Below are 24140 nucleotides of genomic sequence, written 5' to 3' on the forward strand. Positions count from 1 at the left end.
TTCTCAAGCCCCCAATCGGGTAAGTAGGTCCGACAACGCCTGCACCGCATCGATTTTCATGGTCAGGTAGTCGTCCGGCTTCGGGTCGGTGTCGGTGTTGGCCGCCAGGGCCTTCGCCGGTCCTGCCAGGTAGACCCGCTCGATCCCGGCGGCGCGGGCGGCCGCGATGATCCCGGCGGCTTCGGCGCCGTACCGGGCGTCGCTGCCACACACCACCGCCACGGCCGGCAAGCCCGCGCGTTCGGCGGCCGCTGCCACCCCCTCGGCGTCCACCGTGCCGGGGTTGACCACGTCGATGCCGCCGGAGGCCAGCAGGTTGGCGGCAAACGTCGTCCGGACGTTGTGCTCGGCCATCGGGCCCAGCGGCAACAGCAGCACCTGCGGCCGGGCGCCGGTGCGGGCCAGGTGCGCGTCGGAGCGGTCGCGCAGCGCCTCGAACTGCGCGGCGTAGCGTCGCAATCCCGGCCGGGTGGCCTCGGTCGCCGATGGCGGCAACGGCGGCTCGGCCAGGTTGGGATACTCGTTGACCCCGGTGATCGCCTTGCGCCGGTGCGCGATGTCCGCGGCCCGGGCCGCGGCGACGCCGGCGATCTGCTCGGCGATGTGTTCGCGGGCGGCTTCGAATCCCCCGAGCGCCTCGATCTCCTGGAACTGCCGCCACGCCTGTTGCGCCAGCTGCTCGGTGAGATCCTCGACGAACCAGGAGCCGCCGGCCGGGTCCAGCACCTGGCCCAGGTGCGATTCCTCGAGCAGCAGCAGCTGGGTGTTGCGGGCGATGCGCCGGGAGAAGGCGGCCGAGGCGCCGGGCTGGCCGCCGCTGATGGCGCTGTCGAACGGCCACACCAGGACGGTGTCCGCGCCGCCCACGCCCGCCCCGAACGCGGCCAGCGTGGTCCGCAGCATGTTCACCCACGGGTCGCGTTGCGTCATCATCGCCAAGGATGTCTCGGCGTGGACGACGGCGGCGCCGGCCTCCGGCGCCCCGGCCACCTCGGCCACCCGCGCCCACAGCTGGCGCGCCGCCCGGACCTTGGCGATCGTCATGAATTGGTCGTCGTCGGCGGCGAGCCGGAAACCGATCTGACCGATGGCATCGGCGATCGGCAGTCCGGCGTCGGTGAGCGCCCGCAGGTAGGCGACGGCCGCGGCCAGGCCGGCGGCCAGCTCGCCGGCCGCACCGGCGCCCAGGTTGTGCAACGCCGGCCCGTTGACGGCGATCGCGCGGACACCGCGGTTGCCGGCGGTGCGCGCCGCCACGGCGACCACCTCGTCCATCGCCGGAGCCGGCACGCCGGTCAGGGCGGCGATCAGCGGGTCCGCGCCCAGATCCAGCGACAGGTTGGCACGGTTGTCCGGGTCCAGACCGTCGACCAGCGCCAGCATGGTCTCGGCCGCGGCGGTGTAGTCACCGGCTCCGACTCCATCGAGGAGCACCGGGACCAACTGCAGGTAGACGTCGTCGAAGACCCGCCGCAGCTCATCGGCCGCAACGCCGCCCTCGCCGACCCGCACCACCAGCGCGCTGACCCCTTCGGTCAGGGCGGCCAGCACCACGCCGTTGACGTCGGCCCCCGTCGCCGGCCCGTTGCCGGGGAAGCGCTCGGCGACCTTCCAGCCGCTGTTGACGTCGCGCAGCGCGTCGGCGCCACGCACGTAGGGCCACCGGCCGGGCAGCGGCTGCTCCGGCAGCGCATCGAAGCCGGTGTAGAGCGCCCGGATCGCGAAGCCGTCCGGGCCCCCTACCGGGGTGTCCAACAGCCGCTCGGGCTCGCCGCGGGTCTCGGCGTCGATATCGGCCGGTTCGCGGCGCAAGCTCTTGGCCAGCACCCCGGCCACGGCGGCACGCCAGCGGGCCCGGGCTGCCGCCATGCCGGCGGGTTCTGCGGACACGTCGATGGACACCGGCGACTCCTGTTATTACTCGTGAGTAACTGATGGATCGCTACTCGGCACGTGTTAACCAGGCTAAATGATGGTGCTCGACGGGTGCTGCGGAGGTGCGCCGGACGCCAAAACTCCGGTCGTGCGACGCAATTCGTTAACCATCGGCCCGTACCCTGAGGGCCGTGAAGACCGCCGCGACCGGAATCCCGCAGGCACTGCGCAGCGCCTGGCCGGCACTGGTGACCATCGCCCGTCAGGTGGCGGTGTGGCGATTGGCGTTGACCACGGCCGTGATCGTGACCCTGGTCGCGGTGGCACTGCTGGTCCCGGTGCCCACCGCCGTGCAGTTGCGGGATTGGGCGCAGCCGCTCGGCCCGTGGTTTCCGCTGGCGTTTCTGACCGCGCACACCGTGGTCACGGTGCTTCCGTTCCCCCGTACCGCCTTCACGCTCGCCGCCGGCCTGCTGTTCGGGCCCTGGCTGGGCATCGTGCTGGCGGTGTCGGCCAGCGCGCTGAGCGCCGTGACGGCGCTGATCTTGATGCGGGTGTTCGGTTGGCAGCTGAGCCGGGTGGTGCGTCATCCACGGATGCACTCGCTGGACGCCCGGCTGCGTGAGCGCGGCTGGCCGGCGGTGGTGTCGCTGCGGTTGATTCCGGCGATCCCGTTCTCGGTGATCAACTATGCCGCCGGCGCGTCGGCGGTGCGATTGCTGCCGTACACGGTGGCCACCCTGATCGGGTTGCTACCGGGCACCGCCGCGGTGGTGGTGCTGGGCGACGCCCTCACCGGCGATGTGAGCCCGCAGCTGTTCGCCGTGTCGGCGTGCACGGCCGCGGTCGGGGTGGCGCTGCTGGTGTATGAAGTGCGCAGCCACCGCCGCCACCGGAGCGCATGCGATACCAGCGCCACCGCCAAGGCCGCCGAGCCGGCAGTGACGTGCTGAACATGTCCATCCTCGCCGAGGCCGCCAGCCGACTACTGCGATCAAGGCGGCTGACGCGGGCGCCGATCTGGCTGTATCGGGCACGCCTCGGCGGCCTGCTCGGGGACCGGCTGCTGATGCTCGAGCACATCGGGCGCCACACCGGTGCGCGCCGCCACGTCGTGCTGGAGGTACTCGAAGCCCGCGGCAACCCCGCCGACCGCTACATCGTCGCCTCGGGTTTCGGGGACCGGGCCCAGTGGTTCCGCAACGTCACCGCCGACCCGCGGGTACGGGTCTACGCCGGCGGCCGGGCGCCCGCGCCGGCGACCGCGCGGGTATTGGATCAGCGCGAGGCGGACCGGGTGCTGGGCGACTACATCCGGCGACACCCCCGCACCTGGGAGCAGTTCAGCGCGGTGCTCGAACGGACGTTGGGCACCCCGGTCAGCGCGACCGACACGGCGCTGCCGATGGTCGAGTTGCGGCTGGACCGGTGACCCGGCACGACGCGTCCTGGCAAATAACACGAAGGCCTCCCCAATCCGGCAACAAATCGGTGTAAAAGGGCATGCGCACAGCGAGAAAATGTGTAAAACCCCGTTAAAGTATTCGTTGGTGTCAGGTGCCGGTACGGCACGAATTCGAGGGGTGCTCGACGGATCGAAGGGACCGGATCAATGGCTGATCGGAACGCCGCGGTGCGCAAGTATTTGACCGAAATGATCGGCACGTTCGTTTTCATGTTCGCGGTGATCGGCATCGTGCTGGGCGGATCCGAATGCCTCGCCGCCACCGCGCTGGGCATCGGTGCTGTGCTGATGGTGATGGTGTACGCCAGTGGGCATATATCGGGAGGCCACCTGAACCCGGCGGTGTCGATCGCGGCCTATTTGCGGGGCGCGCTGCCATTGGGCGATCTCGGGCCCTACATCGTCGCCCAGTTGGTCGGCGCCCTCGCCGCATTCGGAGTGGGTTTCGGGCTGTGGCACGACAAGTACTCCACCGGCACCCTTGATCTGAGCGGGGCCGTCTGGTCGGCATTCCTGGCCGAATTGGTGTTCACCTTCGCGCTCTGCTACGTGGTGTTGCATACCGCAACCAGCAAAGACAGCGCCGGCAATAGCTTCTACGGTCTGGCGATCGGGTTCATCGTGACGGTCGGGGTGGTGGCGGTCGGCGCCATCTCCGGCGCCGCGTTCAACCCGGCCATCACCTTCGGGCTGATGCTGTCGGGCGTCTTCGCCTGGAAGTTCCTCTGGGTCTACCTGCTGGCCCAGGTGCTCGGCGCGGTGGTGGCCGCCTACGCCTACAAGGCCACCAGCCTCGACGAGCACACCGCCCACCGCCACGAACACACCGCGGCCCGCAGGGGTTGACGACAGGTTACGACTCCAGGGCCCGTACGCCGCTGGCCGCGGTGTGCGGGCCCTGCACCGTCATGACGGCGAACACGGCCAGCAGCAGCACCGCTGGAACGATGTTGGCCGCGCGATTGCGTACCCGCAGCTGGATGCCGAGCGCCCCGGCGAAATACGCCGTCAGCATGGCGGTGGTGGCGCGGGCGACACCCGGGAAGCGGAACACCGATCCCAGTCCCAGCGCGGCGGCGGCCTTGGCCACCGGAACGGCCCAGCGGGCCTCGGGCGGGATGCGCATGGCGGCCATGTTCTTGGCGACATAGGGCACCGGGATCGCCGATGCCACCGCATCGCCCGCCAGGAACGCGGCCAGCGCCGCGTAGGTGGGCCTGGCGGTCAGCGCGCTCACGCCATGCCGGGATCGAGCTCGGGCGGCAGTATCGCGCCCTCCACCGGCTTGCGCGCATCGGCCTCGGCCTTGGCGACCGCCTGTGCGATCGCCGGGTCGGTCTGGGTGGTGAACCAGTCGGCGACCTCTTCGCTGTCATCTTCCGGACGCGCCGGGGCGTCGTCGACCGGCGACGGCTGGTAGCGGAAGACGCCGTCCTCGTCCGGTGCTCCCAGCAGCTTGGTAAAACCCTGCAACGCGCTGCCGAAGTCGCTCGGCACCACCCAGACCTTGTTGGCCTCACCGCGGGCCATCTCCGGCAGCACCTGCAGGTACTGGTAGGCCAGTAGCTCGGGCGTGGGCCGGCCGGCCTTGATCGCCGCGAAGGTCTTCTCGATGGCCTTGGCCTGGCCCTGCGCTTGCAGGTAGGCCGCGGCCCGCTCGCCCTGCGCCCGCAGCATCCGGGATTGCCGCTCGCCCTCGGCGGCCAGGATCGACGCCTGTTTGGCGCCCTCGGCGGTGAGGATCTCGGCTTGCTTCTCCCCCTCGGCCTGCTTGATCGCGGCTTCCCGCTGCCCCTCGGCGGTGAGGATCATCGCTCGCTTCTCCCGATCCGCCTTCATCTGCTTCTCCATCGATGCCTGGATCGAGGGCGGCGGATCGATGCTGCGGAGCTCCACCCGGGCCACCCGCAGTCCCCAGCGGCCGGTCGCCTCGTCGAGCACGCCGCGCAGCTGGCTGTTGATCACCTCACGCGAGGTCAGCGTCTGTTCCAGCGTCATCCCGCCGACGACGTTGCGCAGCGTGGTGGTGGTCAACTGCTCGACGCCGACGATGTAGTTGCTGATCTCATACACCGCAGCCTTGGGGTTGGTGACCTGGAAGTAGACGACGGTGTCGATGTTCAGCGTCAGGTTGTCCTCGGTGATCACCGGCTGCGGGGGGAACGACACCACCCGCTCACGCAGGTCGATACGGGCGCGCACCCGATCGATGAACGGCACCAGCAGGGTCAACTGGCCGCTGACCGTGCGGCTGTAGCGGCCCAGGCGTTCGATCACCGCCGCCTCCGCCTGGGGAATCAGCGCCACCGATTTGGCGACCACGATCGCCGCGAAGATCACCAGTACCGCCAGCAACACCAGGCCGGTCGTAGCGCCTTCCATGAGCACTCCCCTTTCTCTACAAGACCTTGCTGACCACCGCGGTGGCCCCGTCGATGTGCATCACGGTGACCTGCTCGCCCGGCTCGAAGACCTCGCCGTCGGTCAGCGGGCGCGCCGTCCACACCTCACCGTCGAGCTTCACCTGGCCGCCGTGTTGTTCGACGCGGTCGAGCACCAGCGCGGTCCTGCCCTGCAGGGCCCGCACCCCGGTTTCAGCGCCCGCACCGGCCCACAGTCGCCGCCGCAAGGCGGGGCGCACCAGCACCAGCAGCAGCACCGAGACCACCAGGAAGACCGCGCCGTCGGTCCACAGCGGCCAGCCCGTCAACCAGCTGGCGCCGGCCGCCGACAGTGCCCCGCCGGACAGCATCAGCAGGAACATGTCGCCGGTGAGCGCCTCGGCACCGGCGAGTCCGAGTGCGAAGACCAACCAGACCAGCGCAGCCGACATGCGGCCAGGATAGCTTGAGAATCACTCGTGGCCGTGCGGACCGGGGCAGCCGGTTCCGGCAATTACACTGCCTTGCATCATGTGGTGCCCGAGTGTCTCGCTATCGGTGTGGGCCAACGCCTGGCTGGCCGGCCAGGCGGCGCCCGACGATCTGTTGGACGCACTATCGGCTTGGGCGCCAGTGCAATCGGTGGCCGCTTATGACGCGATCAGCATCGGTGAATCCGGGTGGGCCTGGTCCGGCGGGCACGAGGCAGGCGCGGTCTCCTTGCTGCAGCTGGTGCGCGGGGCCGCCGCCCCGGCGGCCGGGTCGGCCATCCAGCCGGTGTTTCCGGTCCCCGGCGACGTGCGCGGGCTGCCGGTCGGAACCGTGTTCGCCCGTGAGGCTGTGGTCGCCGGCGAGGGAGTGCTGATCGGAGGCCCGGATTCCGCAACTGCGGTCGGACTGGTGCCGCTCTACATCGAAGACGGCGACTCCCCCGGCGAACCCGTGACCGAACTGTCCTGGACCGCCTACCCGCTGACCGGGATACCGGTGCCTGAGCACCACGAGCTCGGCGAGGCCGAGTATGCGTTGCGGTCGGCGGTCCGAACGGCCGCCGAGGCGTTGGGGTCGACCGGTTCGCGCTGGGCCGACTACGGCGTCGAAGACCCCCGCCTCCGGGTCGAACAGATGCTGGAAGCCGCTGCGCTGCACCGCGTTCCAGATCACGCGCCGACGCGCGCGGTGCGGGTGCTGCAAAGCGCCGCCCATGTCGAGGCGATCATCACCGTCAGCGCCGATCTGCTCACCGCCACCGCGCACTCCTCGAGCGCGGTACTGAGCGCGGTCGACGCCGTGCGGCCGCTGGCCGCGGTGGTGCGCTCGGCGCGCAGCGCCGCGGTGACCGCGATCCTGCAGTCGGCCTGGCGGTAGCTCCGCGGCGGCGACCCGCTAGCGAACCGGGGGTGCCACGGCCACGGCGCAGTGCGCCGCCCCGCACGGCGCCCCATTGACACCGAACCCGCAGCCCAGCCCGGCCGGGCCGGCAAGGCGCTGGGGTGCGCCGCCGTCGCGCAGTTCGTCGATGAGCCCGCGCACCAGCCGGGCCAACCGTGGATTCGCGTTCGGGGTGACCGCGCGGGCGTAGGCGATGCCGGCCGCCTGCGCCTGCTCTTGCACCTCGGTGTCGAGATCCCAGAGCACCTCGATGTTGTCGCTGAGAAATCCGATGGGGCACACGATCACCGCGCGGATCCCCGATTCGGCGAGCACGGCGACATGCGCCTCGACGTCGGGCTCCAGCCAGGGCACCTGCGGCGGCCCGGAGCGTGACTGCCACACCTGGTCATAGTCGGTGTATCCGGCCGCCGCCGCCACCAGGGCGGTCGCGTGAGCGACCTGGCGGCTGTAGAGCCGCCGCCCGTAGCGTTCGTCGGCGGCCACCGGTATCGAGTGCGCGGTGAACACCAGCCGGGCAGTGTCTCGCAGGCCGGCCGGCAGCGTGGCGGCGGCGGCGGCGATCGCCTCGGCGAACATCGCCACGAACAACGGATGGTCGAAGTACTGGCGCAGTTTGATCAGTTCCGGGGCGCGCTCACCAACGGCGGCCCGTGCCCGGGCGATGTCTTGTGAGTACTGATCGCAGCCGGAATATCCGCCCCAGGCCGAGGTGGCGAACACCGCGGCGCGGCGCACCCCGTCATCGGCCATCGCCGAGACCGTGTCCTCGACGAAGGGCTCCCAGTTGCGGTTACCGAAATAGACCGGCAATTCCGGCAATTCGGCGCGCATTGCGTCGGCCAGCGCTCGGTTGATCGCATTGATCGGCGACACCCCACCGAAGTGCAGATAGTGCTGTGCGACCGCGTCGAGTCGCTCCGCCGGGATGTTTCGTCCGCGGGTGACGTTCTCCAGGAACGGCCGGACCTGCTCGGGTCCCTCGGGTCCGCCGAAGGACAGCAGCAGGACGGCGTCGAGGTCCATCCGGAATCCGTTTAGAGCAGCTGGGTGTGGGCGCCGCCGTCGGCGTAGATGACGGTGCCGGTGGTGGCGGGCAGCCAGTCCGACAGCAGTGCGCAGACGGTCTTGGCCACCGGGGTGGGATCTTTCATGTCCCAGCCGACCGGGGCACGCTGATCCCAGCCCTCTTCGAGCAGCCGGATCTGCTCGCCGGCGCCTTCGCCGAGCGCGCCGCCGACGATGGCGCTCATAGCCAGGGTGCGGATCGGGCCGGCCGCAACCAGATTCGACCGCACGCCGGCCGGCCCGGCCTCCCGCGCGACGAAGCGGTTCACCGACTCCAGCGCGCTCTTGGCCACCGTCATCCAGTTGTAGGCCGGCATCGCCCGGGTCGGGTCGAAGTCCATGCCGACGATCGACCCGCCGGGGTTCATGATCGGCAGCGTCGCCTTGGCCAGTGAGGCATAGGAATACGCCGAGATGTGGATGCCCTTGGCGACATCCTCATACGGGGCGTCGAAGAACGGGTTGACGCCCATGCCGGTCTGCGGCATGAACCCGATCGAGTGCACCACGCCGTCGAGCTTGTTGCCCTCCCCGATCACTTCGGTGACGCGTGCCGCCAGCGTGTCCAGGTGCTCCTGGTTCTGCACGTCGAGTTCCAGCAGCGGCGCCGGCTCCGGGAGCCGATCGATGATGCGCTGGATCAGCCGCAGCCGGTCGAAGCCGGTGCAGACCAGCTGCGCGCCGGCCTCCTGGGCTTGTTTGGCGATGTGGAATGCGATCGAGGAGTCGGTGATGATCCCGGTGACCAGGATCCGCTTGCCTTCGAGAATGCCTGCCATGTCAAGTCCTTTTCACTCGGGGGCGTCAGTGGCCCATGCCCATGCCGCCGTCGACGGGGATCACCGCGCCGGCGATGTAGCCGGCATCCTCCGACGCCAGGAAGCTGACCGCCCCGGCGACCTCTTCGGCGGTGCCGACGCGCTTGGCCGGGATGAACTCCAGCGCACCGGCCTGAATCCGCTCGTCGAGCGCGCGGGTCATCTCGGTGTCGATGTAGCCGGGCGCGACGACGTTGGCGGTGACGCCCGCCTTGGACAGTTCCCGCGAGATCGAGCGGGCCATGCCGATCAGACCGGCCTTCGCGGCGGCATAGTTGGCCTGGTTGCCGATGCCCCACATGCCCGACACGGAACCGATGAAGATGATCCGGCCGAACCGCTTGCGCTGCATGCTGCGGCAGGCGCGCTGGGCCACCCGGAACGCCCCGGTCAGGTTGGCGTCGATGACCTCGGTGAAGCGTTCCTCGGTCATGCGCATCAGGAAGGCGTCCTTGGAGATGCCGGCGTTGGACACCAGCACCTCCACCGGGCCCTGGTGCTCCTCGACCTCTTTGAACGCCCGGTCGACGGCCTCGTTGTCGGTGACATCGCAGACCACCCCGAACAGTCCTTCCGGCGCCCCGGAACCGCGGTGGGTCACCGCCACCTTGTGGCCGTCGGCGGCCAGCCGCTGCGCGATCGCCAATCCGATCCCCCGGTTACCGCCGGTGACCAGGACCGAACGGGACACGAACGGGGGCTTTGCTGCGGGCGTTTGGCTGTCAGTCACCGGCATAACCTATCGAATCGACCCGTTGACGCTGCGCTGAGGGCGCGGCCTACTCGCACTTTGGCGCCATGAGCGCAGCGTGAATGATGGACGACTCAGGCGGGCAGCCGCCGGTTCAGCAGCAGCGCGGCCAGCCCGGCCAGCGCCAGGATGAATGAGCCCAGCCGCAGCCAGCCGGTGCTGGCGTCGCCGCGGATGGTTTCGAAGCCGATCTGGTCCTGCAGGGTCGCGTAGACCTCTTTGAGCTGGGCCAGGCTGGAGGCGGTGTAGGCGGTGCCGCCGGACAGGTCGGCGATCTTCTTCAGCGAGTCGTCGTCGACGGGCACCGGCTGGCGCTGCTCGTTGATCTCGACGTAGCCGTAGGCGGTGCCGAACGAGATGGTCGAGACCGGGACGCCCTGGTCCTTGGCGGTACGCGCCGCGGTGAACGACCCCTTGGGGTTGTCCGGGTTGGACGGCACGGTCTCCTTGCCGTCGGACAGCAGCACGATGCGGGCCGGCGGTGGGGTGTCCCCGCCGCCGATGACCGCTCCCACGGTGGCGATCGCCTGCAGCGCGGTGAAGATGCCCTCCCCGGTCGCGGTCCGGTCGGCCAGCTGCAGCTTGTCGATCGCCGCCTTGGTGGCCTCCCGGTTGGTGGTGGGCGAGGTCAGCACGGTCGCCGTGCCGGCGTAGGCGATCAGGCCCAGGTTGATGCCGGGGGTGAGCTCGTCGGCGAACTGCTTGCCGGCCTCCTGCGCCGCAGCCAGCCGGGTCGGTTCGACGTCGGTGGCCCGCATCGACTGGGACACGTCGATCACCAGCATCACCACCGCGCGGTTGCGCGGGATCTTCACGTCGTGGGTCGGGCCGGCCATGGCGACGGTGAACAGCAGCAGCGAGCAGATCAGCAGTATCGCCGACAGGTGCCGCCAGCGCGTCGGCGATTTGGGGGCCACGCTCTCCAGCAGCTCCATGTTGGCGAACCGCAGGATCCGTCGCTGGCGCGCCACCTGCATCAGGATGTAGAGCGCGACCAGGCCCATGACGACGAACAGGAACAGGAAGAACCATGGGTGAGCGAAGCCGGACAGTGTCATCGGCCCGAGTAGCGGCAATGTCATCGCAGACCTGTCTTTTGGTCGGCGAACAGTCGCGAAAGCCCCCATTCAGTGGCTGAAATCGGGGCTTTCACGTCTGCTCGCCGGGGGAAGGTGAGCATCATGGCGCGCCCGCCAGCGCGCCGCGCCGGCGGGACTCGACGAATCGGACGATGTCGGCGATCCAGTCGCGGTCGGTGCGCAGTGACAACAACGGCGCACCACAGCTGCGCAACGCGTGCGCGACATCGGCGCGGTGGGCGGCGGCGGCCCGCGCGAAGTCGTCGCGCAGTTTGGCGTCGATGGTGAACTCGCGGGTGACGCCCGATTCGGTGTCCTGCAGCACCACGTCGCCGACGTCGGGCAGTTCGACGTCGCGCGGGTCGAGGACCTCGATACCGAGCACCTCGTGGCGGGCGGCGATCGCGCGCAGTGGTCGCATCCAGTTGATCGGCCCCAAAAAGTCGCTGATGATGACCGCCATGCCGCGCCGGCGTTCCGGCCGGCGCAGCGCGTCGATCGCCGCGGCCAGATCGCCGCGTACCCCGGCCGGGGCGCGCGGGGTGGTGGCGATGGTGCGCAGCAGCGTCTGCTCGTGGTTGCGCCCGGAGCGCGCCGGCACCCGCAGCACCTGGTCGCCGTTGGCCACCAGGGCCCCCAGCCGGTTACCGCCGCCGCTGTTGAGGTAGACGATGGCCGCGGCCGCGGCCACCGCCAGGTCGCGCTTCTCGCAGGTGGCGGTGCCGAAATCCATGCTGGCCGACATATCGACGACCAGCCAGGTCTCCAGCTCCCGGTCGGCGATCATCTGCCGGACGTGCGGATGGGTGGTTCGGGCGGTGACCGACCAGTCCATCCGGCGCACGTCGTCGCCCGGCTGGTAGGGCCGCGATTCGCCGGGCTCGGAGCCCGGGCCGGGGATCAACCCGAGGTGATCGCCGTGCAGCACGCCGTCGAGTTTGCGTTTGACGGTCAGCTCGAGGGTTCGCAGCGCGGCCGCCAGCTTGGGATCGCGGATCCCCCCGCGCAGCATCGAGGGCGGTGCGGTGCTGGTTCCCGGGTCTGGTGCTTGCTGCCCGGTGTCGGGGTCGCTCACCGACCGCTGGCCACAGCCGCCGCGGTCGGGGCACCCGGGGACGCCTGGTGCGGCTGCTGCGGAACGGCGTTCACCTGCGGCAGTGGCACCGTCTGCAGCACCCGGTTGATGACGATCTCCGAGGTGATCTCGTCGGCGAGCGCATCGTAGGACAGCACCAGCCGGTGGCGCAGCACGTCGGGGATGACCTCGATGACGTCCTGCGGGATCACGTAGTCGCGGCCGCGCACCAGGGCCAGCGCCCGCGAGGCGGCGATGATGCCCAGCGAGGCGCGCGGTGACGCACCGAAGGACAGCCAGTTCTTCACATCCGGCATGCCGAACTGCTCGGGCACCCGCGTCGCGGTGATCACCCGCACCACGTAGTCGACCAGTGCGTGGTGCACGAAGTTGTTGGCCGCCAGGCCCTGCAACCGCAGCAGGTCACCGGTGCCGAGGATCTGCTTGGGTTCCGGCGGGGTGACACCCATCCGGTAGATGATCTCGCGCTCCTCTTCCGGCGAGGGGTAGCCGACGTTGATCTTGAACAGGAAGCGGTCGCGCTGCGCCTCCGGCAGCGGGTAGACGCCCTCGTGCTCGATCGGGTTCTGGGTGGCCATCACCAGGAACGGGTTGGGCAGCGGGAAGGTCTTGCCGCCGATGGACACCTTGCGCTCCTGCATGACCTCCAGCAGCGCCGACTGCACCTTGGCCGGCGCCCGGTTGATCTCATCGGCCAGCAGGAAGTTGACCATCACCGGGCCGAGTTCGGTGTCGAACTCCTCGCGGCCCTGCCGGTAGATGCGGGTCCCGATGATGTCGGTCGGGACCAGGTCCGGGGTGAACTGGATGCGGGCGAACGACCCGCCGACCACCTTGGCGAAGGTCTCCACGGCCAGCGTCTTGGCCACCCCGGGCACGCCCTCGAGCAGCACGTGGCCCCTGGCCAGCAGTCCGACCAGGATGCGCTCGACGAGCTGATCCTGCCCGACGATGACACGCTTGACCTCGAAGATGGCCCGCTCCAGCGCGTGTACGTCGGCGGCCAGGCCTGCGCCGGCGCTGGAGGCACCCTCCGGGCCGGGGAAACCGCTGGCGCCCGCGGGCGTCCCATCCGATGACGTCATCGAGAAATCCTCCACAAAGGTCGGTCAGACACAACTGCTGGCACGGCACTCCAGCCGAGGGGCAGCGTCGTGCCCGCGTTTCACTATTCCAGGGATCACAGCATCCGTCGACGTACGGTCCCACCCGGGTGCGTCAGTACTCGATGATCCGGGTCAGATACGGCGTCATCCCGGCGGTCCGCACCGGGCTGACGACGACCTTGCCGGCACTGCCGGAGGCCTCCAGCATCTTGCCGCCACCCAGGAAGATGGCGACGTGCTGACCACCGCCGGGACCCCAGAACATCAGGTCGCCGCGGCGGGCCTGGCTAGGTGGAATGTGCCGGCCGGCGTTGTACTGGTCACCGGAGAACCGTGGGATCAGCACCCCGACACCGGCGAAGGCGTAGCGCATCAGTCCCGAGCAGTCGAAGCCGACCGTGCCCGCCCCGGAGTCGATGCCCTTACTGGGCCCGGTCAGCGAGCCGCCGCCCCAGGAGTAGGGCACCCCGCGCTGCGAGCCGGCGCGGCGGATGACGTACTCGATGGCCTGCTGGCCCCGCACCCGCCGGCCGGGTGCGACGTTGCTCACGGCCTCGTCTCCGACGTTGAAGCCGAGGCCGGACAAGAACTTTTTGCCCAGGTCCATCGTGGTCTGGGTGGCCTGGGCGGTGGCCTGTAACGACGCGTTGGCGATCGCCAGCGGGTCACCCGGCGCCCCGGCGCTGATCGTCGCCGGCAGGGTCGGGTCCCACCCGGGTTCGGCCTCGGCCGGCCCGGCCAGACTCAACATCACCGGGATCGCCATGAGCAGCACCCCGGTGACGCGGGCTAGACGTGTTGCCATCTGTCGCATTCGCTCCGCCGTCAGTACTCGATGTATCGGACTACAAAGGGCGTCATGCCGCTCTTACGCACCGGCGACACCTTCACGGGCTGCCCCACGTCGGGGGCCTCCAACATCAGGCCGTTGCCGAGATAGAGCGTCACGTGCTGGCTGCCACCCGGCCCGTAGAAGATGACGTCGCCGCGGCGCGCCATCGCCGTCGGGATCTGGCGGCCCATCTTGTACTGCGAGCCCGAGTAGTGCGGCAGCTTGATGCCCACCCCGGCGAACGCGTACAGGATCAGCCCGGAACAGTCGAATCCCACGGTGCCCGAACCGGATCCGATGCCGCGGCTCGGTCCCGCGGCGTTGCCACCGCCCCACGAGTAGGGCACGCCGCGCTGCGACATCCCGCGCCGGATCACATATTCGGAGGCCTGCCTGCCGTACACCCGCGGGATGCGGCCGTTGTTGATGCCGGAGTCCTCCGGCTTGGCCAGCCCGAGCGACTGCAGGAACTGGCGGCCGAGGTTCGAGGTCACCTGCGCCGACGTCTGGGAGATCCCGAGCACCTGGTTGATGACGGCGATCGGGTCGCCGGGGACGTTGGCACTGGGAATCATCGGCAGCGTCGGGTCCCACGGGCCGTCCCACTGGTCGGCCCGCTTGGCGGGCGCGGGGCCTGCGTCGCCGGGATTGCCCCACCGGTCACCGGACGGGGCGGAGGCGGCCGGGGACGTCTGCTGGCCGCGGGCGGCGGCGAGCTTGGCCTGGGCCTCGTTGCGCTGCGCGGCCAACCGATCGATCTCGGCCTGCTGTTCGCCGAACTTGCGCTGGGTGTCGGTGAGCGTGGCCACCGCGTCGTCCTGGCTGGCCTGCGCGTTGGCGACCGCCTGGTCGGCCTTCTGCTTGGCCAGCCGGGCGGCCGACTCCTTGTTCAGTTGCTCGGTGCGGGCCCGCTTGAGGTTGTCCAGCGCCTGTTGGGAACTGAGCACCAGCGTCTGGCCGGCGGCCGCGGTGGCGATCAGCTCCGACGGGTCGCGCGCGGTCAGGTAACTCTCCGACGGGCCATTGACGTAGGTCGACGCGGCGAAGGTGTTGAACCGCCGCTGGGCGGCGACGATCGCGGCGTCGGCATCGGCGATCGCCTGCCGGCCGGCCTCCACCTCCTGTTGGGCGGCGGTCGCGTCCTCGCGGGCGGTCTGCAGGTCCACCAGCGCCTTGTTGACGCCTTCCTTCTGTTGGGCGATCTGGGCGCCCAGATCCTGCAGCTGCTGGTTGGCCTCGGCGACGTCGGCGATCAGCCGGGCGATTCCGTCCGGGTCGGGGGTGGGTACGGCGGCCGCCAGCCCGGGCGTGCCCAGCAGCATCGCGGTCGTCAGCACCGATGCCGCGGCCGGCCGGAGCTTGACGACCCGCTCGAGGACAGTGCCATCGGAGCCACAGCGGATGCGTCTCATTCGGCTTGGATCTCCTCGGACTCTCGGCAGGCGGCGCCGCGCTTCGACCGGCGGCAAAGCACTGTTGCAACAGCTGCGCCTTTTGAACCATACGTCACATCAGTCACTGGAGAAACGTTAGTAACAAACTACGTTATTGTAATTAAGCCGGTTGTGACCAATTGGTGACCTAGCTATTTGCCGCAGCGCAAATGACAGCCGCCATCCCTCGCCCGAGACGCTGGGTTTTCGCAGCGCAAGCCGCTACTCGGTGACCTCGCCGCTGTCGAAGGCACGTTTGCTGCGCCGCTGCAGAACGCGGGTGCCGACGGCCGCGGCAGCCACCGCGATGAGCAATGCCACCGTCAGCCCCGTCCACGGCAGATCGGGGGTGGTCAATTCATGCAGGAAATTCTGCGCGGAGGTCACCGGGTCGCCGGTTTTGGCGTGGTCCTCGGCGGCCTCCAATTTCGATCGGTGGAACTGGCCGCTGTAGCTGCCGACGTAAGTGGTACTGAGCACCAGCACGGTGGAATCCGGGTAGTCGTAGCCGACCACCGTGGCGACGTCGCGCAGCGCGGTGTCCATCCCGGGGTTGCGGGCGACTTCGACGATCTTGAGGTCGATGCCGTCGCGGGCCGCATCGGCCACCACCTCGCGCAGGGCCGGTACGTCGGCGGCCGGCGCGCTCACCCCGTCGGCGGCCACGGCGACCTTCACCAGCGCCATGCAGGCATCCGGCGGGGTGGACGGGTCGAGACCGACGGCGATGCAAAGCTCGCCGGGAATGTAGGCCGGCGGATGCGGGGTGGTCACGAGCGATGACGGTATCAACCCTCACCAGGTGAGGTGAACCTTACTTTATACAGGACAACCGTACTGTTAGGGTTTGTGACGCCCGTCGGCGCGGACCCGTCGATGGAGGAGAACTCGATCTCGGGGAGTGGAAGTGACCAGCAAAGATTCGCTGAATTCGTTCGGAGCCCGCGACACCCTGACGGTAGGGGATGACGAATATCAGATCTACCGCCTCGACGCCGTCCCCGGCACCGAGAAACTCCCCTACAGCCTCAAGGTGCTGGCCGAGAACCTGCTGCGCACCGAGGACGGCGCCAACATCACCAAAGAGCACATCAACGCGATCGCCAACTGGGACCCGGCCGCCGAGCCCAGCGTCGAGATCCAGTTCACCCCCGCCCGGGTGGTCATGCAGGACTTCACCGGTGTGCCCTGCATCGTCGACCTGGCCACCATGCGCGAAGCCGTCGCGGAGCTGGGCGGTGACCCCGAGAAGGTCAACCCGCTGGCCCCGGCCGAGCTGGTGATCGACCACTCGGTGATCCTGGACGTCTTCGGGCGCGCCGACGCATTCGAGCGCAACGTGGAGCTGGAGTACCAGCGCAACGGCGAGCGCTACCAATTCCTGCGCTGGGGCCAGGGCGCCTTCGACGACTTCAAGGTGGTGCCGCCGGGCACCGGCATCGTCCACCAGGTCAACATCGAGTACCTGGCCCGCACCGTGATGGTGCGCGACGGGGTGGCGTACCCGGACACCTGTGTTGGCACCGACAGCCACACCACCATGGTCAACGGCCTCGGGGTGCTGGGCTGGGGCGTCGGCGGCATCGAGGCCGAGGCCGCCATGCTGGGCCAGCCGGTGTCGATGCTGATCCCCCGGGTGGTCGGGTTCAAGCTGACCGGTGAGATCAAGCCGGGCGTGACCGCCACCGACGTGGTGCTGACCGTCACCGACATGCTGCGCCGCCACGGCGTGGTGGGCAAGTTCGTCGAGTTCTACGGCAAGGGCGTGGCCGAGGTGCCGCTGGCCAACCGCGCCACCCTGGGCAACATGAGCCCCGAATTCGGTTCCACCGCAGCGATTTTCCCGATCGATGCCGAGACGATCAACTACCTGCGGCTGACCGGGCGCAGCGAGCAGCAACTGGCGCTGGTGGAGGCCTACGCCAAGGCGCAGGGCATGTGGCACGACCCGGCTCGCGAGCCGGCCTACTCCGAGTACATCGAGCTGGACCTGGGCACCGTCGTTCCCTCGATCGCCGGGCCGAAGCGCCCGCAGGACCGCATCGAGCTCTCCGACGCGAAAACCGCGTTCCGCAAAGACATTCACAACTACGTCGGTGAGGACAGCGACGCCCCGCACAGCCAGCTCGACGAGGCCGTGGCCGAATCGTTCCCCGCATCCGACCCCGCGGTGCTGTCGTTCGCCGACGACGACGCGGCGGTGCCGTCGGCGGCGCAGAACTGCGACGGCCGGCCCAGCAAGCCGGTCAAGGTGTCCTCGGCCGAGCACGGCGACTTCGTGCTCGACCACGGCGCCGTCGTCGTCGCCGGCATCACCTCGTGCACCAACACCTCCAACCCCGAGGTGATGCTGGGGGCCGCGCTGTTGGCCAAGAAGGCCGTCGAGAAGGGGCTGACCTCCAAGCCGTGGGTCAAGACCAACATGGCGCCGGGCTCGCAGGTGGTGACCGACTACTACAACAAGGCCGGCCTGTGGCCCTACCTGGAGAAGCTCGGCTTCTATCTGGGCGGCTACGGCTGCACCACCTGCATCGGCAACACCGGGCCGCTGCCCGATGAGATCTCGAAGGCCATCAACGACAACGACCTGTCGGTGACGGCGGTGCTGTCGGGTAACCGCAACTTCGAGGGCCGCATCCAGCCGGACGTGAAGATGAACTACCTGGCTTCACCGCCGCTGGTCATCGCCTACGCCATCGCCGGCACCATGGACTTCGACTTCGAGACCCAGCCGCTGGGGCGCGACTCCGAGGGCAACGAGGTCTTCTTGAAGGACATCTGGCCCTCCACCGCCGAGATCCAGGAGACCATCGCCTCCTCGATCGACCGCGACATGTTCACCAAGTCCTACGCCGACGTGTTCAAAGGCGACGAGCGCTGGCGCTCACTGCCGACGCCGGAGGGCAACACCTTCGCCTGGGACGAGAAGTCGACCTACGTGCGCAAGGCACCCTACTTCGACGGTATGCCCGCCGAGCCGGCGCCGGTGGCCGACATCACCGGCGCCCGAGTGCTTGCGCTGCTGGGAGATTCGGTCACCACCGACCACATCTCGCCCGCCGGCGCGATCAAGAAGGGCACCCCGGCGGCCCAGTACCTCGAGGCCAACGGCGTCAGCCCGCGCGACTACAACTCGCTGGGTTCGCGCCGCGGCAACCACGAGGTGATGATCCGCGGCACGTTCGCCAACATCCGGCTACGCAATCAGTTGCTCGACGACGTGTCCGGCGGCTACACCCGCGACTTCACCCAGTCGGATGAAAACGGGGAAAGCCCGCAGGCCTTCATCTTCGATGCCGCGCAGAACTATGCGGCGCAGAATATTCCGCTGGTCGTGCTGGGCGGCAAGGAGTACGGCTCCGGGTCCTCGCGCGACTGGGCCGCCAAGGGCACCGTGCTGTTGGGGGTGCGGGCGGTGATCACCGAGTCGTTCGAGCGCATCCACCGTTCCAACCTGATCGGTATGGGGGTGATCCCGCTGCAGTTCCCCGCCGGTGAGTCCGCGGCGTCGCTGAAGCTGGACGGCACCGAGGTCTTCGATATCACCGGCATCGAGGAGCTCAACAACGGCAAGACGCCGAAAACGGTAAAGGTCACTGCCACCAAGGCTGATGGATCTCGTACGGTGTTTGACGCGGTGGTGCGCATCGACACCCCGGGCGAGGCCGACTACTACCGCAACGGCGGCATCCTGCAGTACGTGCTGCGCAACATGCTCAGGTCGAAGTAACCGGCGTAGGCGACGGGTGAGCTGATGCCCAGGGTCAGCGAGGATCACCTGGCGGCCCGGCGCCGCCAGATCCTCGATGGCGCGCGGCGGTGCTTCGCCGCCTACGGCTACGACGGGGCCACGGTGCGCCGTCTGGAGCAGACGGTCGGGCTGTCGCGGGGGGCGATCTTCCATCACTTCCGCGACAAGGACACGTTGTTCTTCGAGCTGGCCCAAGAGGACGCCGCGCAGATGGCGGAGGTGGCCGCCCGCGAGGGCCTGATCGGCGTGATGCGGGACATGCTGGCCGCCCCCGAGCAGTACGACTGGCTGGCCACCCGGCTGGAGATCGCACGCAAACTGCGCCATGACCCGGAGTTCAGTCGCGGCTGGGCGGAGCGGTCAGCCGAATTGTCCGCTGCCACAACGGATCGGCTGAACCGGCAGAAGCAGGCCGGCCGGCTGCGCGACGACGTTCCCGCCGACGTGCTGCATACCTATCTGGACCTGGTGCTCGACGGCTTGGTGGCACGGCTGGCTTCCGGCGAGGACCCGCAACGGTTGTCCGCGGTCCTCGACCTGGTAGAGGCTTCGGTGCGGCAGCGCTGATGCGCCGCTAGCGCGACCGGGTGCGGTGATTGGGACCGCCGCGGCTGCGCATCGCGACACCCGACTCCCGCAGCATGCTGTGCACGGAGCCGTACGATCGCCCGGTGGACGCCGCCAGGCTACGGATGCTGGCCCCGCCCTCGTAGGCGTTGCGCAACTCGACCAGCTGCCGGTCGCGCAGCTTGTCCGGCTTCGTCGTCGCCACGTCCCCTCACCATCCCCTCGCTGAGTCAACGGCTTCAGCGTAAGAAGGCATCGGCGATACCGGGCGAGTTTTGCTGAAATCCCGGGGATCCGGTGCGGCACGGCCGGCGGTGGTTCAGGCCAGCTCGATCAGATCACGGTAGTCGGCCGACCAGTGGTCCTCGGTGCCGTCGGGCAGCAACACCACCCGCTGCGGGTCGAGCGCCTCGGCCGCCCCCGGATCATGGGTGACCAGCACGACGGCCCCGGTGTAGCTGCGCAGCGCGTCGAGCACCTGTTCCCGCGAGGCGGGGTCGAGGTTGTTGGTCGGCTCGTCGAGCAGCAGCACATTGGCGGCCGACGCCACCAGCCCGGCCAGCGCCAGCCGGGTCTTCTCACCGCCGGACAGCGTGCCGGCCGGCTGGTCCAGCTGCGCGCCGGTGAACATGAACGCGCCCAGCAGTCCGCGCAGATCCTGCTCGGAGGTGTCCGGTGCGGCGTGAACTGTGTTCTCCCACACCGTCGCTGCGTTGTCGATGGTGTCGTGTTCCTGGGCGAAATAGCCGATCTTGCAGCCGTGCCCGGGCTCGAGCTGACCGGCATCGGGGGTTTCCACCCCGGCCAGCACCCGCAGCAGCGTGGTCTTGCCGGCGCCGTTGAGGCCCAGCACGACCACCCGCGATCCCCGGTCGATCGCCAGGTCCACGCCGCTGAACACCTCCAGCGAGCCGTACATCTTGGTCAGCCCACTGGCCATCAGCGGCGTTTTTCCGCACGCGGCCGGCGTCGGGAACTTGATCCGGGCCACCTTGTCGGCGACGCGTTCCTCGTCCAGGGCGGCCAACATCCGATCGGCGCGGCGCAGCATGTTCTGTGCGGCAACGGCTTTGGTGGCCTTGGCGCCCAGCTTCGCCGCCTGGGTGCGCAGCGCGGCGACCTTGCGTTCGGCGTTGGCGCGCTCGCGGCGGCGGCGCTGCTCATCGGTGGCCCGGGCGTCGAGGTACTTCTGCCAGCCCATGTTGTAGATGTCGGCCTCACCGCGCACCGCGTCGAGAAACCACACCCGGTTGACCACGTCGGCCAGCAGATCCACGTCGTGACTGATCAGCACCAGTCCCCCGCTGTGGCCCTTCAAGAAGTCGCGCAGCCAGCCGATCGAATCGGCGTCGAGGTGGTTGGTCGGTTCGTCGAGCAGCAGCGTGGTGTCCGAACCGGCGCCGCCGGAACCACCCTCGCCGGCGGCGAACAGAATGCGGGCCAACTCCACCCGGCGGCGCTGGCCGCCGGACAGGGTGCGCAGCGGCTGGGTCAGCACCCGCTCCGGCAGGCCCAGACTGGTGCAGATCCGGCCCGCCTCGCTCTCGGCGGCATAGCCGCCCAGCGCGGCGAACCGCTCCTCGAGTTGGCCGTAGCGGCGGATGGCACGGTCACGCTCGGCGTCGTCGACGACTTCGGCCATCAACACCTGCTGCTTTTCCAGGTCGACCAGGATGGTGTCGAGACCGCGCGCCGACAGCACCCGATCCCGGGCCAGCACATCGAGATTGCCCTCACGCGGATCCTGCGGCAGGTAACCGACCTCACCGGTGCGGGTGATGGTGCCCGCGTAGGGCTCGCCCTCACCGGCGAGGATGCGCAGCGTGGTCGTCTTGCCGGCGCCGTTGCGGCCGACCAGCCCGATCCGGTCGCCGGGCTGCACCCGCAACACCGAGTCCACCGAGTCGAGCAGCGTGCGCGCGCCGGCGCGGACCTCCAGGCCCGTTGCGGTAATCACGCGCGTACTCCTGTTGCTATTTGTCGTCGGTGAAGACCGGTGGGCGCTTCTCGGCGCGCGCAGCGACGGCTTCCTCGAAGTTGCTGGTCAGCAGGCGCACGTAGAGCTGTCCGAGCCCCTCGGCCTGCATGTGCCCCTCCAGACTACCGGCGTCGAGTCCGCTCCATAACGTCCGCTTGGTCAGTTCGGTGCCCGGCCGGGAGAAACCGGCGATCCGCTCGGCCATGTCATAGCAGGTGTCCAGCAGCGCCGACTGCTCCACCACCTGGGAGACCAAGCCGATTCGCTCCGCCTCCGCGGCGTCGACATCACGGCCGGTGAGCATGATCTCGAAGGCCCGCGACGCCCCGATCGCACGCGGCAGCAGATAACTCAGCCCCAGTTCGCTGGCCGTGAGGCCGTTGTTGATCCCGGCCGCCCGGAAGTAGGCGCCGGTCGCGGCGACCCGGATGTCGGCTGCCAGGGCCAGGCAGAGCCCGCCGCCGATGGCCGCGCCGTTGACCGCCGCGATCACCGGCTGGTGCAGCCGCCGGAACCCCAGGATGATGTCGTCGAGCAGTTCCATCGAGCGCAGCCCGAAACTCGGCCGGGTCAGCCCGGCCACGTGCGGCACCGAACCGGCGGACTTGTGGTCGGCCCCCGAGGAGAACCCCCGGCCCGCGCCGGTGAGCACCACCACGCGCACCGAGTTGTCGTAGCCGATCTGCCCCAGCACCTCGCGCAGCGGCACCATGACGTCGAACGCCATCGAGTTCATCCGCTCCGGGCGGTTCAGCGTGATCAGGGCGACCTGCGGGCGCGGGCGGTCGACGAGGACGAATTCCGAGCCGGACTCAGCGGTAGACACGGATGCACGCTATCGCGTGCCGCGCCTCAGACCTGGTCGGGCTTGTCCTGCTGGGCCTGCGCGGCCAGCGCGGCCTCCACATCGAGGTCCTTCACCTGCTGAACCAGGTGCTCAAGTGCCGCCGGGGGCAGCGCGCCGGCCTGGTTGAACACCAGCGTGCCCTTCTTGAACGCCATCAGGGTGGGGATGGACCGGATCTGGGCGGCGGCGGCCAATTGCTGTTCGGCCTCGGTGTCCACCTTGGCGAACACCACGTCGGGGTGGTTCTCCGAGGCCGACTCGAACGTCGGCGCGAAGGCCTTGCACGGCCCGCACCAGGAGGCCCAGAAATCGACCAGCACGATGTCGTTGTCGGCGATGGTTTCTTCGAATTTCGCTGCGGTCAGGTCTTGAGTTGCCATGATGGGGCCAACGCCCGGGCCTCCCGCGGTGTTCCCGGCCACCGCCGGGAAATGGAGCACCGCTTCACAGCGGGCTCACAGCACAGAGCTAGCTTCGCGCTAACTCGACCATTGACGGTGGTAGCACGTGTCCGGCGGCACCCCGCCGCCGACGTCGACGATCGGAGAAATACTGATGCCCGCCCGCCCCAGCACTTCCGCACCGGCGATCCGCACGCTCACCGGCGCCGCCGCGCTCTTCGCCGCCGCACTGGTCCTCCCGTCCCCGGCACACGCCCAGGGCGATCGCGTCATCGGCCCGGTCACCTCGGTGTCGGGTAACACCTTCGAGGTGGGCCAGCCGGCCGGCACGGCCAAGGTCAGCTGGACCGAGGCCACCCAGGTCTTCGAGTCGGTGCCCGCGCAGCTCGGCGAGATCACCGCCGGCACCTGCGTCAAGGCCGGCGCCGCAACCGACAGCAGCCCCGCCGACAGCGGTGCGATCACCGCGAAGTTCGTGTCGATCAGCACCGCGGTCGACGGCAAGTGCCCGCAGCGGCCCGCCGCGGCGGCCGACGCCCCGGCGCCGCCGAAGCCGCACCGTGGCGTCCGCGGTGCCGTCGAGTCCGTCGCGGGCAACACGCTGACCGTCGCCGGCCCGGAGGGGCCGGTCACCGTCACCGTCACCGACGACACCGCCGTCCGGCGGAAGGTCGCGGTCAGCGCGCCGTCGATCAGCAGCGGAAAGTGTGTCGCTGCTCGCGGCGACAAGGACGCCGAGGGCGTGCTGCAGGCGACCAAGGTCACGGTGTGGAACAGCAACGGTGGTGACTGCCCGCAGCCGGGAGCGTAACGGCCGAAGCGGCGGATCAGCGATCCCCGGACGGGCAGTGCCGGTCTCGGCCAAAGCCGTGCGGGCACCTGCTCGGCCAACCGCTGTCAGCGGGGGCGGGCTACCCGGATTTTCTTCGGGCAGCCCGCCCCCTCCCAATTACCGCCTCCGGAGCGGTGCCGAAGCTCATTCACCGGCACTATGGGGAGAACGTCAACCGCTGTTGAAGACGACATCCCCCGCGAGGTGAGGCAATGATGGTCCCGGGTGTAGCCGCCGTCGTCGGTGGCATCACCGGTGGCGCGGTGCAGGTGCTGCGGGCCGGCGTGAACAGTGCCGCCGAAAGCACCTCCTGGTTACGCGACAGCGCCACCGACACGATGCAGACGATCCTCGGCCCGGTGGTCGAGACGGTCAGCCAGACCGCCGGGCGGTTGCTGGGCGACTCCGGCACCGGGACAGCGCTGCCGGTGCGCTGGCGCAGCGGGCGCCGCGTGCACCTGGACCTGG

Annotated in this window: 24 protein-coding genes; 7 read left to right on the top strand and 17 right to left on the bottom strand. The window is 69.4% G+C overall.

Annotated elements, in window-relative coordinates:
* Nucleotides 1-3: 3 nt before the first annotated feature.
* The gene (gene mutA, locus ACAG20_RS04015) at nucleotides 4-1902 is read right to left on the bottom strand and encodes a methylmalonyl-CoA mutase small subunit (RefSeq protein ID WP_370491610.1); all 1899 of its coding nucleotides are present in this window, start codon (nucleotides 1900-1902) and stop codon (nucleotides 4-6) included.
* Nucleotides 1903-2066: 164 nt separating this feature from the next.
* Here mutA and ACAG20_RS04020 point away from each other — a divergent pair, with 164 nt between their 5' ends.
* The 3 genes from ACAG20_RS04020 to ACAG20_RS04030 all read left to right on the top strand — a co-directional run bounded on the left by ACAG20_RS04020 (nucleotide 2067) and on the right by ACAG20_RS04030 (nucleotide 4186).
* The gene (locus ACAG20_RS04020) at nucleotides 2067-2828 is read left to right on the top strand and encodes a TVP38/TMEM64 family protein (RefSeq protein WP_112689110.1); all 762 of its coding nucleotides are present in this window, start codon (nucleotides 2067-2069) and stop codon (nucleotides 2826-2828) included.
* A 2-nt stretch (nucleotides 2829-2830) separates the two neighbouring features.
* Complete coding sequence (locus ACAG20_RS04025) at nucleotides 2831-3307, top strand: nitroreductase family deazaflavin-dependent oxidoreductase (RefSeq protein WP_112689114.1); 477 nt, start codon at nucleotides 2831-2833, stop codon at nucleotides 3305-3307.
* Nucleotides 3308-3487: 180 nt separating this feature from the next.
* Nucleotides 3488-4186 carry an aquaporin gene (locus ACAG20_RS04030; RefSeq protein ID WP_112689108.1) on the top strand — a complete coding sequence of 233 codons (699 nt, stop codon included), beginning with the start codon at nucleotides 3488-3490 and terminating at the stop codon, nucleotides 4184-4186.
* A 7-nt stretch (nucleotides 4187-4193) separates the two neighbouring features.
* On the opposite strand, the gene ACAG20_RS04035 is transcribed toward ACAG20_RS04030, so the two are convergent.
* The 3 genes from ACAG20_RS04035 to ACAG20_RS04045 are packed head-to-tail and all read right to left on the bottom strand — an operon-like array spanning nucleotide 4194 to nucleotide 6173.
* A complete protein-coding gene (locus ACAG20_RS04035; RefSeq protein WP_112689106.1) occupies nucleotides 4194-4577 on the bottom strand; it encodes a DoxX family protein in 384 nt (127 codons plus the stop codon).
* Nucleotides 4574-5722 (bottom strand): SPFH domain-containing protein, encoded by a 1149-nt coding sequence (locus ACAG20_RS04040; RefSeq protein ID WP_112689104.1) that lies wholly within the window; start codon nucleotides 5720-5722, stop codon nucleotides 4574-4576. Before ACAG20_RS04040 ends, ACAG20_RS04035 begins: the two co-directional genes overlap by 4 nt.
* A 16-nt stretch (nucleotides 5723-5738) precedes the next feature.
* Entirely contained in the window at nucleotides 5739-6173 is a 435-nt protein-coding gene (locus ACAG20_RS04045) for an NfeD family protein (protein ID WP_083039495.1), read from the bottom strand.
* A gap of 79 nt (nucleotides 6174-6252) precedes the next feature.
* On the opposite strand from ACAG20_RS04045, the gene ACAG20_RS04050 reads away from it, so the two are divergent.
* Complete coding sequence (locus tag ACAG20_RS04050) at nucleotides 6253-7089, top strand: hypothetical protein (RefSeq protein WP_370491611.1); 837 nt, start codon at nucleotides 6253-6255, stop codon at nucleotides 7087-7089.
* Between the two features lie 18 nt (nucleotides 7090-7107).
* On the opposite strand, the gene ACAG20_RS04055 is transcribed toward ACAG20_RS04050, so the two are convergent.
* The 9 genes from ACAG20_RS04055 to ACAG20_RS04095 form a co-directional block, all read right to left on the bottom strand.
* Nucleotides 7108-8139 carry a ferrochelatase gene (locus ACAG20_RS04055; RefSeq protein ID WP_370491612.1) on the bottom strand — a complete coding sequence of 344 codons (1032 nt, stop codon included), beginning with the start codon at nucleotides 8137-8139 and terminating at the stop codon, nucleotides 7108-7110.
* Between the two features lie 11 nt (nucleotides 8140-8150).
* Nucleotides 8151-8960 carry an NADH-dependent enoyl-ACP reductase InhA gene (gene inhA / locus ACAG20_RS04060; protein WP_083039501.1) on the bottom strand — a complete coding sequence of 270 codons (810 nt, stop codon included), beginning with the start codon at nucleotides 8958-8960 and terminating at the stop codon, nucleotides 8151-8153.
* A gap of 25 nt (nucleotides 8961-8985) precedes the next feature.
* Complete coding sequence (gene fabG1 / locus ACAG20_RS04065; RefSeq protein WP_205868905.1) at nucleotides 8986-9729, bottom strand: 3-oxoacyl-ACP reductase FabG1; 744 nt, start codon at nucleotides 9727-9729, stop codon at nucleotides 8986-8988.
* 95 nt (nucleotides 9730-9824) lie between these two features.
* Nucleotides 9825-10832, bottom strand: a complete 1008-nt coding sequence (locus tag ACAG20_RS04070) for a VWA domain-containing protein (RefSeq protein ID WP_112687442.1) — start codon at nucleotides 10830-10832, stop codon at nucleotides 9825-9827.
* 97 nt (nucleotides 10833-10929) lie between these two features.
* Nucleotides 10930-11841 carry a DUF58 domain-containing protein gene (locus tag ACAG20_RS04075; protein ID WP_370491738.1) on the bottom strand — a complete coding sequence of 304 codons (912 nt, stop codon included), beginning with the start codon at nucleotides 11839-11841 and terminating at the stop codon, nucleotides 10930-10932.
* A gap of 59 nt (nucleotides 11842-11900) precedes the next feature.
* Nucleotides 11901-13010, bottom strand: a complete 1110-nt coding sequence (locus ACAG20_RS04080; RefSeq protein ID WP_370491613.1) for an AAA family ATPase — start codon at nucleotides 13008-13010, stop codon at nucleotides 11901-11903.
* 133 nt (nucleotides 13011-13143) lie between these two features.
* Nucleotides 13144-13797, bottom strand: coding sequence for an NlpC/P60 family peptidoglycan endopeptidase RipB (gene ripB / locus ACAG20_RS04085; RefSeq protein WP_370491739.1), 654 nt, complete (start codon nucleotides 13795-13797; stop codon nucleotides 13144-13146).
* A 59-nt stretch (nucleotides 13798-13856) separates the two neighbouring features.
* Complete coding sequence (gene ripA, locus ACAG20_RS04090; protein WP_370491614.1) at nucleotides 13857-15275, bottom strand: NlpC/P60 family peptidoglycan endopeptidase RipA; 1419 nt, start codon at nucleotides 15273-15275, stop codon at nucleotides 13857-13859.
* 243 nt (nucleotides 15276-15518) lie between these two features.
* The gene (locus tag ACAG20_RS04095; protein ID WP_353617178.1) at nucleotides 15519-16025 is read right to left on the bottom strand and encodes a DUF6676 family protein; all 507 of its coding nucleotides are present in this window, start codon (nucleotides 16023-16025) and stop codon (nucleotides 15519-15521) included.
* Nucleotides 16026-16203: 178 nt separating this feature from the next.
* Here ACAG20_RS04095 and ACAG20_RS04100 point away from each other — a divergent pair, with 178 nt between their 5' ends.
* A complete protein-coding gene (locus ACAG20_RS04100; RefSeq protein WP_370491615.1) occupies nucleotides 16204-19026 on the top strand; it encodes an aconitate hydratase in 2823 nt (940 codons plus the stop codon).
* Between the two features lie 24 nt (nucleotides 19027-19050).
* Complete coding sequence (locus tag ACAG20_RS04105) at nucleotides 19051-19614, top strand: TetR/AcrR family transcriptional regulator (protein ID WP_083039527.1); 564 nt, start codon at nucleotides 19051-19053, stop codon at nucleotides 19612-19614.
* 7 nt (nucleotides 19615-19621) lie between these two features.
* Here the strand turns inward: ACAG20_RS04105 and ACAG20_RS04110 are convergent, their stop codons facing one another.
* The 4 genes from ACAG20_RS04110 to trxA form a co-directional block, all read right to left on the bottom strand.
* The gene (locus tag ACAG20_RS04110) at nucleotides 19622-19819 is read right to left on the bottom strand and encodes a helix-turn-helix domain-containing protein (protein ID WP_112687450.1); all 198 of its coding nucleotides are present in this window, start codon (nucleotides 19817-19819) and stop codon (nucleotides 19622-19624) included.
* Nucleotides 19820-19933: 114 nt separating this feature from the next.
* On the bottom strand, nucleotides 19934-21571 hold the full coding sequence (locus ACAG20_RS04115; RefSeq protein ID WP_370491616.1) for an ABC-F family ATP-binding cassette domain-containing protein: 1638 nt from the start codon (nucleotides 21569-21571) through the stop codon (nucleotides 19934-19936).
* A 16-nt stretch (nucleotides 21572-21587) separates the two neighbouring features.
* Nucleotides 21588-22418, bottom strand: a complete 831-nt coding sequence (locus tag ACAG20_RS04120; protein WP_112687454.1) for an enoyl-CoA hydratase — start codon at nucleotides 22416-22418, stop codon at nucleotides 21588-21590.
* Nucleotides 22419-22444: 26 nt separating this feature from the next.
* A complete protein-coding gene (gene trxA / locus ACAG20_RS04125; protein ID WP_112687456.1) occupies nucleotides 22445-22819 on the bottom strand; it encodes a thioredoxin in 375 nt (124 codons plus the stop codon).
* A 127-nt stretch (nucleotides 22820-22946) separates the two neighbouring features.
* Between trxA and ACAG20_RS04130 the strand changes: the two genes are divergently transcribed.
* A complete protein-coding gene (locus ACAG20_RS04130) occupies nucleotides 22947-23651 on the top strand; it encodes a DUF5666 domain-containing protein (RefSeq protein WP_370491617.1) in 705 nt (234 codons plus the stop codon).
* The last annotated feature ends 489 nt before the right edge of the window (nucleotides 23652-24140 follow it).

Origin of the sequence: Mycobacterium sp. pW045, from assembly GCF_041287085.1 — a bacterium.
Taxonomy (GTDB): Bacteria; Actinomycetota; Actinomycetes; order Mycobacteriales; family Mycobacteriaceae; genus Mycobacterium; species Mycobacterium algericum_A.

Coding starts and splice junctions, on each gene's coding strand:
- ACAG20_RS04025 (WP_112689114.1), top strand. CDS start 2,831: ATGTCCATCCTCGCCGAGGCCGCCAGCCGACTACTGCGATCAAGGCGG.
- ACAG20_RS04030 (WP_112689108.1), top strand. CDS start 3,488: ATGGCTGATCGGAACGCCGCGGTGCGCAAGTATTTGACCGAAATGATC.
- ACAG20_RS04040 (WP_112689104.1), bottom strand. CDS start 5,722: ATGGAAGGCGCTACGACCGGCCTGGTGTTGCTGGCGGTACTGGTGATC.
- ACAG20_RS04045 (WP_083039495.1), bottom strand. CDS start 6,173: ATGTCGGCTGCGCTGGTCTGGTTGGTCTTCGCACTCGGACTCGCCGGT.
- ACAG20_RS04050 (WP_370491611.1), top strand. CDS start 6,253: ATGTGGTGCCCGAGTGTCTCGCTATCGGTGTGGGCCAACGCCTGGCTG.
- ACAG20_RS04055 (WP_370491612.1), bottom strand. CDS start 8,139: ATGGACCTCGACGCCGTCCTGCTGCTGTCCTTCGGCGGACCCGAGGGA.
- inhA (WP_083039501.1), bottom strand. CDS start 8,960: ATGGCAGGCATTCTCGAAGGCAAGCGGATCCTGGTCACCGGGATCATC.
- ACAG20_RS04070 (WP_112687442.1), bottom strand. CDS start 10,832: ATGACATTGCCGCTACTCGGGCCGATGACACTGTCCGGCTTCGCTCAC.
- ACAG20_RS04075 (WP_370491738.1), bottom strand. CDS start 11,841: ATGCTGCGCGGGGGGATCCGCGATCCCAAGCTGGCGGCCGCGCTGCGA.
- ACAG20_RS04080 (WP_370491613.1), bottom strand. CDS start 13,010: ATGACGTCATCGGATGGGACGCCCGCGGGCGCCAGCGGTTTCCCCGGC.
- ripB (WP_370491739.1), bottom strand. CDS start 13,797: ATGGCGATCCCGGTGATGTTGAGTCTGGCCGGGCCGGCCGAGGCCGAA.
- ripA (WP_370491614.1), bottom strand. CDS start 15,275: ATGAGACGCATCCGCTGTGGCTCCGATGGCACTGTCCTCGAGCGGGTC.
- ACAG20_RS04105 (WP_083039527.1), top strand. CDS start 19,051: ATGCCCAGGGTCAGCGAGGATCACCTGGCGGCCCGGCGCCGCCAGATC.
- trxA (WP_112687456.1), bottom strand. CDS start 22,819: ATGGCAACTCAAGACCTGACCGCAGCGAAATTCGAAGAAACCATCGCC.